The organism is Rhizobium sophoriradicis, assembly GCF_003939025.1.
Taxonomy (GTDB): Bacteria; Pseudomonadota; Alphaproteobacteria; order Rhizobiales; family Rhizobiaceae; genus Rhizobium; species Rhizobium sophoriradicis.
Map to the genome: position 1 here is coordinate 1 of NZ_RQIH01000041.1, position 8,184 is coordinate 8,184.

Here is an 8,184-nt window from a genome sequence, read left to right on the forward strand (position 1 = left end):
TTTCTTTTATCAATGGGCGGGTTGAGGGCAGGTTGATGTGTATTTGACGGAGAGACCGGCGAACAAAACGTTCCAATCACGACAAACCTGACAAAAGTGGCGGATGCCCGACATTTGCGAGAAATGTCGACGGTTGCGCTGGGGACAAGGGAATTAGCATGTAATTCAACCGCGCTCAGGATCGTCCTGTGTCGGATCGTATTGAGCCTGCGGGGTGGAAAGTGGCGTTGCGGTCCTCGCCGCAAGTGCCTCCGTCAGCTGCGCACTGGTGCTTACCTCGACGGTCAGCTTGCGCGAGACATTGCGTGCAATTGCAGTGCCTTCTTTGCACCGGCCGCCATTGATTAGAACCGCCGCATCCGCGGATCAGGCATGGGACACGAACGGCACGATCTGTGGCGATCCAATCGCGGGGCATCTGCCTTGGCAACCGGATAAGTTCATCGCCGAGGGCGACGAGACAGCGATCGCCACTTCGCGCTTTTAAAAAAGTCCTATTGAAAGAAGCGACGAACTAGCCACCATCGCAGCGCCAACTTTGTGGATGGAATGCCACACGAAGTAACTACGTTCGTTCGTTTGCGCAGACGACGAGCAGCAGGAGACAACAAACGATCTGAAGGTAACAGCGTTGACTTGTTCGCGAGATCACGCAGTAACCTTGTCTGCCGCGACATGGGTCTGACAGTTCTTCGGGCAGACGCGCGCGCAGGCGCCGCAACCAATGCAGCGGCCGGCCTCATCGACAACCATGATCATACGATTGAGCTCGCCATCGAAGTCTTCCTCCTCGTCGTCGCAGATGCCGAGGATTTCACCCGCTTCACCGACGCCATAGAGGTGCATGACTTCGCGAGAGCAGGCTTTGAAGCATCGGCCACAGCCGATGCAGGTTGTAGCATCGATGCAGGTCAGGTACTCCGGCACCCAGCTGGAGCCGTCGCGCGTGACGAAAGGGCCAGTCATCGTGAATTCTCCAATGCAGCGAGCTCTTCCTTCGCAGCGTTCAACTCGGCGAAGGCGTCGAACGTCTCTCCTGCAATGGTCTTGATTCTAGCCCAATTAATCGGAAGGTCCTCGGCAAGATCGTGCAACTCCATCTTCGCAGCGGCGGCGCGGGACTGCAGCTTGCGGACCTTTTTCAGCTGCTCCACAATGTCTGACATGATCTCTTTCCTCGAAAATTGATTTCATGATGCCCGCGCCACGTCGGGATAGGTTTCGATAACTTCAATAGCGTCATCGACCATTTTCGTGCCGGTCTCGGCGAGCTTGCCTAGCGTCTCAAAGCCGAACCGGTGGACATCGCGCAGGGTCTTCGACAGAACGACCAACCGTCCAGTCGTGAAAAGCAAGCGGCCGAAGCCCTCATGGCCGATCGTCATGATCGGCGATGCCAACAGGCCTGTGCACTCTTCGATCACAAGCCCCACGCAACTGTAAAAGTTCTGTAGCCTCCACAGCACATACGGATCCGGATCGCCTATGATCGGGATCTTACGGCGCTGCTCCTTGGTGAGGATGAAGTCGGCCAGCAGGTCAGTGTCCGATTTGCCTTCCCACGCCCCATGGGCATCCTGAGCGCGAATGAGCCTTATCAGGCATCTGAGAAAAGGGGTGGCGAGATCCCCATCCTCGTTGACAGCAGGGCCATCCGTACTTCCTGTCAATGTACCCATTTCTTAGTCCTCCTCATCGAAAGGCTTCTTTTCAATGGCGCCTGCTTCGGTTAGCACCTTGCGTAACCAGGGTGGCGGAGTAGTCCTGAGCATCGCCCGAGTTCGCGACAAAACATCTTCGATCAGTTGAGGATCGGATACTTTAATTGGGTGGATTTTGGCCGAAACAACTCGGGCTGCCGATGGCCCACCGATCGCCAGACAGAACAATAAGTGACAACCTTCCAACGCCTTCACCTTCGGGTTAATACGATCGACGTCCTCGTTCCGATGCTTTCCGCTCTGGTCGGAAACGTCTTCGAAGTCCAGGACTTCCACCAGTTTCCAGTCGTCGGGACTCACATCATAGACGACGAAACGTTTTGCCGATCCGAAATGGGCGTCGAGAGATTTCATATCTTGAGTGGCGATTGCGACGCGCAACGCGCCAGCCTTCCGTTTTGGAGCTGACGAGTGAACCCCGTCAGGGACGAGGGAAAGGCGACGAGCGGCGATCATCTAGGCAGTTCTCCTTTGCGGGAGGGATCAAGCGATCCAGGACACGGCGCGCGCTGATTGGCCTGGAAGATGTTGGAAACATCGAAGATCAGGTCGCGCGTTCCCTGATAGAGACTTGTGAGCTTATGCTGGCTGCCGAGTCGGTCGTATATCGGGAAGCCCACCCGCATGAGCGGAATCCCAAGGCGCTCCGCCGCTTGTCGTCCATGCGAATGCGTGACGAGAAGATCAGCGCCGACGGCAAGTTCTTCGAGATCGCCAAGATCACCGACCTGGAGCGATTCGGCCGGCATTTCCGCGAGTATTTTTGAGGTGCCGGTCGTGGTGACCGCTGCCGCGATTTCGGCGCCCATGCCGGTGAAGAAGGTAGCGAATTGGTAGAGCTGGTCCGGCTCCACAGCAATTGCGATTTTCTTGCCTCCGAAATGGAAATGTCCGTCGAGCAGGGCGTCCTGCAGCTGTGCTCGGCGACGGCGGATGTTTGCTGGCACCGGCGCACCAGAAATCTCAGAAAGAAACGAGACGAACCGGTCGGCTCGTTTCAATCCTGTCAGCGACTGGAACAATGCGTAAGGGACTCCCGTCCGGGTCCGCAGTAGCTCTGCGGGGCGGCGCATATGCTCGCCGATCGCGATACATTGCGCCGCCGTGCCAAGCTCTTGTATCTCGTCGACGGGAGTACCGCCATAGGTGGTCGGAACCCAACGATCGCCGGGCACCGTGCCGTCGAGAGAGCCGGAAATGTCCGGCAGGATCACCGGCTTCAGACCGAAGCTTTCGACCGTTTCGCGCAGAAGCTCGATGTCAGCGACTGTCAGATGCCATCCTGGTAGGATCGCAATCTTCTTTTGGTGGCGGCTCTGCTCGCCTGGAGTGGTGATGCGCTCGACCATAGAGATGACGGCCTTCGCCCATCCCTCTTCGATCGCTCCCTCGAAATCCGGGGTATTCGCCAGCACAACCTCCGTACCCGCGAGCTCATCGGCACGATCCCGCTTGATGTTGGCGAGATCGCCTGCGAAATCTTCGCCGCGGGTTTCCACCAGGGCTGTCGTGCAAATTCCGATCAGCTTGGGTTTTGCGCGCCTCTTGAGATTTAGGATCGCCTCTTCCAGATTGCCTGCGCCGCCAAGAATGGTCGCCACTGCGTCCAATGCCGTTGTCTGCAAGGGAATGGCTTCCTTAAAGTGCCGGACTAAAAGTACCAGCGCCAAGCTGGTGCAGCCCTGGCTGCCGTGGAACAGCGGCACGGCACGCTCGACGCCAAGAAAGGCGAGCGCGGCGCCGAGCGGCTGCGACGATTTCAGCGGATTGACCGCAGCTGATTTGGTCTGGGGAAAGACTTGAACCATCGGCTTTCCTCAACGCTTGCCGAAGCTGCCGGCGACCGCGCCGACAAAGTTTTGCAAGACGTACCCAGTCTCGTTCTCGCTCTTGGTATTCGTCAGTTCTTCTTCCACCGCATGCTGGCATTCCCACGGTGCCGGCTCCCGCACCTCCATCCAGATCGGATTGTGAATAGCAAGATCGATCTGGCGAACGAGCTCCACCATGCCGTCATAGCCGGCATAGGGGTGGTGGCGTTCCTGGTTGATATCGAGCCAAGGTGTCTTGGCCTTCAGCGCGATGAATTGCGTGCGCCCGCCAGACAACATGATGTCGGCTTTACCGTCGGCGAGCATGTTATAAAGCTCGCGCGGCGCCATCGACTCGAACAGGTGTTTTTCGTCTTTCAGGAGTTGCTTGATACGTTCCTTGTCTTCAGGCGTGGATTTCTTGACCGAGGTGCCCACGATCTCGATGCCCACCTCCATCAGCGCATGGACAACCGACCAGGACTTGACGCCGCCGGTGTTGAGCAACACGCGCTTGCCTTCAAGCCTTGGTCGATATGCTGCGAGTTTCATCCAGGCAATCGCCTCCTCCTCCGCGATCAATGCCTCGGTGCGCTCGAGGATTTCGGGATCCGCCCCCTGCATCACGAGCAGCTTGGCGATCTGTCTGAGTGCTTCCGAGGTGTCGGTAATTCCGTAAAAGGAGCCTTCGAAGAACGGGATATCCCAGAGCTCCTCCATTTTGCGGGCGAGGTTGATGAGTGCTGTCGAGCACACCAACATGGACGCCTTGGCGCGATGCGCAGAAGCAATGTCAAGATATCGGGCGTCTCCTGGAATGCAGGCCCTTACTCTGATCCCCAGCCGGTCAAGAAGCGGCTTTACCAGCCAAAACTCGCCGGATAGGTTGAACTCACCAATGATATTGATGTCGTAGGCGGTCACGTCGTTCGGCTCTACGCTGCCGATCACATGATCGAGCAACGCTTCACCGGCGAGCTTATTGCCAAGGTTCTTGGAGCCGGCAAAGCCCGGTGCGTTGACCGGCACCACCGGAAGGCCGAATTTTTCCGCGGCCCGCTTGCAGACGGCCTCGATGTCGTCGCCGATCAATGCTGTCACACAGGTCGAATAGACGAAAATCGCCGGTGGAGCATAGGCCTCCTTGATCTCGCGGATTGCTTTAAAAAGTTTCCGCTCGCCGTGCCCCATCACCACTTCGGTTTCAGTGAGGTCGGTCGTGAAACTGGTGCGCCAGAGCGTTGGACCTGAGGAAGCCGATCCGCGGTTGTCCCAGGAATTGCCCTCACAGCCGAGAGGCCCATGGATCAGGTGCGCGACGTCGGTGATCGGCTGCAGCACGATCTTGGCGCCATCGAAAGCGCATCCGCCGGCTGCCGCCCCGGGGATCAGCGGCTTCGAACAGCCGTTTTTGCGCGCCTTGGAATCCTTGCTGCGGTTCTTCTCGCAGGCAGGCTCGTCAAAGACATCCTGGACTTTAGCATTGAGCAAGGGCATTGCGGTCTCCAAGTTCAGATGAAGGCGGCCGGCCTCACAAGGCCGACCGCCGCCGCTCCTAGCGGGTCAGGTCGTAAGAATAGTCCGTCACACCCGGCTCGCTCGTCTCGCGATCGAGCTTGTCGAAGATCTTGTCGAGGATCGTCGTCAGGACGCGCAGGCCGCCCTGGTAGCCCATGAGCGGGAAACGGTGGTGATGGTGCCGGTCGAATATCGGAAAGGTCAGCCGGATCAATGGGGTGCCGGTGTCGCGCTCGAGATACTTGCCATAGGAATTGCCGATCATAAGATCAACCGGCTCGGTAAAGAGCAGCGAGCGCAACGCCCACAGGTCCTTGCCCGCCCAGACCTGGGCATCCTTGCCGAAGGGCGAGGATGCGAGCAACGCCTTCATCTCGGCTTCCCAGGCCGACGTGCCGTTGGTAGCAAGGCAGTGGGTCGGCTCACCGCCGGTTTCCAAGACGAACCGGGCAACGGCGTAGACGAAGTCAGGATCGCCGTAGATCGCGTATTTCTTCCCGTGCAGCCAGGCTTGGCTATCTGCCATAGCGTCGACGAGACGGCCGCGTTCCAGGCCGATTGTCGGAGGAATTTCCTTGCCGGTAATCTCCGAGACCTTCATCAGGAATTCGTCGGTCGCCTGAACACCCAGCGGATAATGGAACGAAGCCGTAACCTGACCGACCTCCTTGCAATATTCCAGCGTTTTGCGCGTGTTATAGTGCTGCAGCGACAGGGTCGCTTCGGCATTCAACGCCGTTTTCAAGTCCTCGATCTTCGTGCCGCCGTCATACATGCGGTACGTACCGTCAGACGGCGTGTCGAACTGGTCGGAGGCATCCTGGATGAAGATGTAGGATACGCCCATCATGTCGAGCAGGCGCTTCAGTTCGCGGTTGTTGCCGACGCAGAAGCCGTCGAAGCCGGGAATGATGTTGATGGCTTGAGCAACCTCCTTCCGCTCGTTGCCTTTCCAGAAGTTCTCCAGAATGCCCTTGATCATGCCGTCATAGCCATCGACGTGGCTGCCGACGAAGGCAGGCGTGTGGGCGAAAGGAACATCGAAGTCGTGCGGGACCGACCCTTCGTTCTTTGCGTTTTCGATGAAGCCGTGGAGGTCGTCTCCAATGACTTCGGCCATGCAGGTGGTCGAGACGGCGATCATCTTCGGATCGTAGAGCTTGTATGTATTGGCGAGCCCGTCGACCATGTTCTTCAACCCGCCGAACACTGCCGCGTCCTCCGTCATCGAGGACGAGACCGCCGATGAAGGCTCCTTGAAGTGACGCGACAGATGCGAACGGTAATAAGCGACGCAGCCCTGGCTGCCATGGACGAAGGACATCGTTTGCTCAAAGCCTGCGGCTGCGAAGACGGCACCGAGCGGCTGGCAGGCTTTGGCCGGGTTCACGACCAGGGCTTCGCGGCCCAGGTTCTTTTCGCGATACTCCCAGGTCTTCGTGAAGTCGTTTTGATCGGCAACGACCTGATCCGGGTGGGGGCATTCGAAATTGGCTTTCTTCTCGGCGAGCATCTGCCTGTATTCCGGCTCGCGGAACAGGGGAGCATGGTCGAGAACTTTTTCCGCCGACTGCGGCATAGTAAGCACCTTTCTTTTCATCGCGCCGCACCGGTGGCGGCAATGGGATGTCATCTGTCACGAGTGCGGATCAAGTCCGATGGGAAGGGCCTGGCCTGCCCCCTTCCAAGACAGGCCAGGCTCTCATTCGGCCGCAACCGCCTCAGCTGGCGCGGCCTTTTTTTTCCAGGGGACGTCGTAGAGATCCCACACCGGATTATTGATGGCCAGATCCATGTCGCGGGCGAATATGGCGAAGCCGTCATAGCCGTGATACGGGCCGGAATAATCCCAGGAGTGCATCTGGCGGAAGGGGATGCCCATCTTCTGCACCGGATACTTCTCTTTGATGCCGGACCCAACAAGGTCGGGGCGGATGCCTTCGATGAACTTTTCCAGCTCGTAACCGGTCACGTCGTCATAGATCAGCGTACCCTTGTTCACATAATGGCCGGTGCGCTGATAGTCGTCGTTGTGGGCGAACTCGTAGCCGGTGCCGACGATCCGCATGCCGAGGTCCTCATAGGCCGTGATGACGTGGCGAGGACGCAGGCCGCCGACATAGAGCATCACCGTCTTGCCTTCGAGGCGCGGCCGGTACTTGTCGACGACAGCATCGACCAGGGGCCGGTACTTGGTGATGACAGCCTCGGTCTTGTCGACGATTTCCGGACCGAAGTGCTTGGCTATTTCGCGCAGGGAGGTTTCGATCTGGGACGGACCAAAGAAATTGTATTCCATCCACGGGATGCCGTATTTTTCCTCCATGTGCCGACAGATGTAGTTCATCGAGCGGTAGCAGTGGATGAGGTTCAGCTTGGCCTTTGGCGCGCGCTCGACTTCAGCGAGCGTGGCATCACCCGACCAGTTGCCGACCACGCGCAGCCCCACCTCCTCCAATAGAATACGCGTAGCCCACGCGTCGCCACCGATATTGTAGTCGCCGACGACGTTGACATCGTAAGGGCCGGTCTCAAACTCGACTTCGTTCTTGTCGAAAACCCAGTCACGGATGGCGTCGTTGGCGATGTGATGGCCGAGCGATTGCGAGACGCCGCGGAAGCCCTCGCAGCGCACCGGCACGATCGTCTTTTCGTGCTCCTTGGCCTTCTTGCGCGACACCGCCTCAATGTCGTCGCCAATCAGCCCGATCGGGCATTCCGACTGCACGCTGATGCCGTTGTTGAGGGGGAAAAGCTCCTCGATCTCGTCGATGACCTGTTCAAGCTTCTTGTCGCCGCCGAACACGATGTCCTTTTCCTGGAAGTCTGAGGTGAACTGCAGCGTCACGAACGTGTCGATGCCCGTCAGGCCGACGTAGTAGTTGCGGCGTTGCGACCAGGAATAATGACCGCAACCGACCGGCCCGTGCGAGATGTGGACCATGTCCTTGACCGGCCCCCATACCACGCCTTTGGAGCCGGCATAGGCGCAGCCGCGGATCGTCATCACGCCCGGAATGGACTTGATGTTCGATTTGACGTCGCATTCGGAAAGGGCCTTCGGCTCATCGCCAGGCTCGTCGCGGCTCGTTGCGACGCTGAGGTGCTTCTTGCGGCGCTTCGCCGCCTTGTCT

The 8,184-nt window shown here is 58.4% G+C and carries 8 protein-coding genes; all 8 read right to left on the reverse strand.

Translation table 11 applies throughout. From position 1 onward, the window contains the following. Positions 1 to 648: 648 nt before the first annotated feature. Positions 649 to 966, reverse strand: coding sequence for a ferredoxin III, nif-specific (gene fdxB / locus EFR00_RS32465; RefSeq protein ID WP_004677870.1), 318 nt, complete (start codon positions 964 to 966; stop codon positions 649 to 651). Further along, entirely contained in the window at positions 963 to 1,166 is a 204-nt protein-coding gene (locus EFR00_RS32470; RefSeq protein ID WP_009991124.1) for a CCE_0567 family metalloprotein, read from the reverse strand. Before EFR00_RS32470 ends, fdxB begins: the two co-directional genes overlap by 4 nt. 24 nt (positions 1,167 to 1,190) lie before the next feature. Beyond that, on the reverse strand, positions 1,191 to 1,679 hold the full coding sequence (locus tag EFR00_RS32475) for a NifX-associated nitrogen fixation protein (protein ID WP_012489542.1): 489 nt from the start codon (positions 1,677 to 1,679) through the stop codon (positions 1,191 to 1,193). 3 nt (positions 1,680 to 1,682) lie between these two features. After that, complete coding sequence (gene nifX / locus EFR00_RS32480) at positions 1,683 to 2,177, reverse strand: nitrogen fixation protein NifX (RefSeq protein WP_008536565.1); 495 nt, start codon at positions 2,175 to 2,177, stop codon at positions 1,683 to 1,685. Next, the gene (nifN, locus tag EFR00_RS32485) at positions 2,174 to 3,529 is read right to left on the reverse strand and encodes a nitrogenase iron-molybdenum cofactor biosynthesis protein NifN (protein ID WP_012489543.1); all 1,356 of its coding nucleotides are present in this window, start codon (positions 3,527 to 3,529) and stop codon (positions 2,174 to 2,176) included. Before nifN ends, nifX begins: the two co-directional genes overlap by 4 nt. Before the next feature lie 9 nt (positions 3,530 to 3,538). Continuing rightward, entirely contained in the window at positions 3,539 to 5,029 is a 1,491-nt protein-coding gene (gene nifE / locus EFR00_RS32490) for a nitrogenase iron-molybdenum cofactor biosynthesis protein NifE (RefSeq protein WP_012489544.1), read from the reverse strand. A gap of 58 nt (positions 5,030 to 5,087) precedes the next feature. Then, positions 5,088 to 6,629: a nitrogenase molybdenum-iron protein subunit beta gene (gene nifK, locus EFR00_RS32495; protein WP_018247184.1), complete on the reverse strand. Its 1,542-nt coding sequence runs from the start codon at positions 6,627 to 6,629 to the stop codon at positions 5,088 to 5,090. A 123-nt stretch (positions 6,630 to 6,752) separates the two neighbouring features. Next, the coding region (gene nifD / locus EFR00_RS32500) for a nitrogenase molybdenum-iron protein alpha chain (protein WP_125864902.1) at positions 6,753 to 8,184 on the reverse strand (1,432 nt) is incomplete at its 5' end.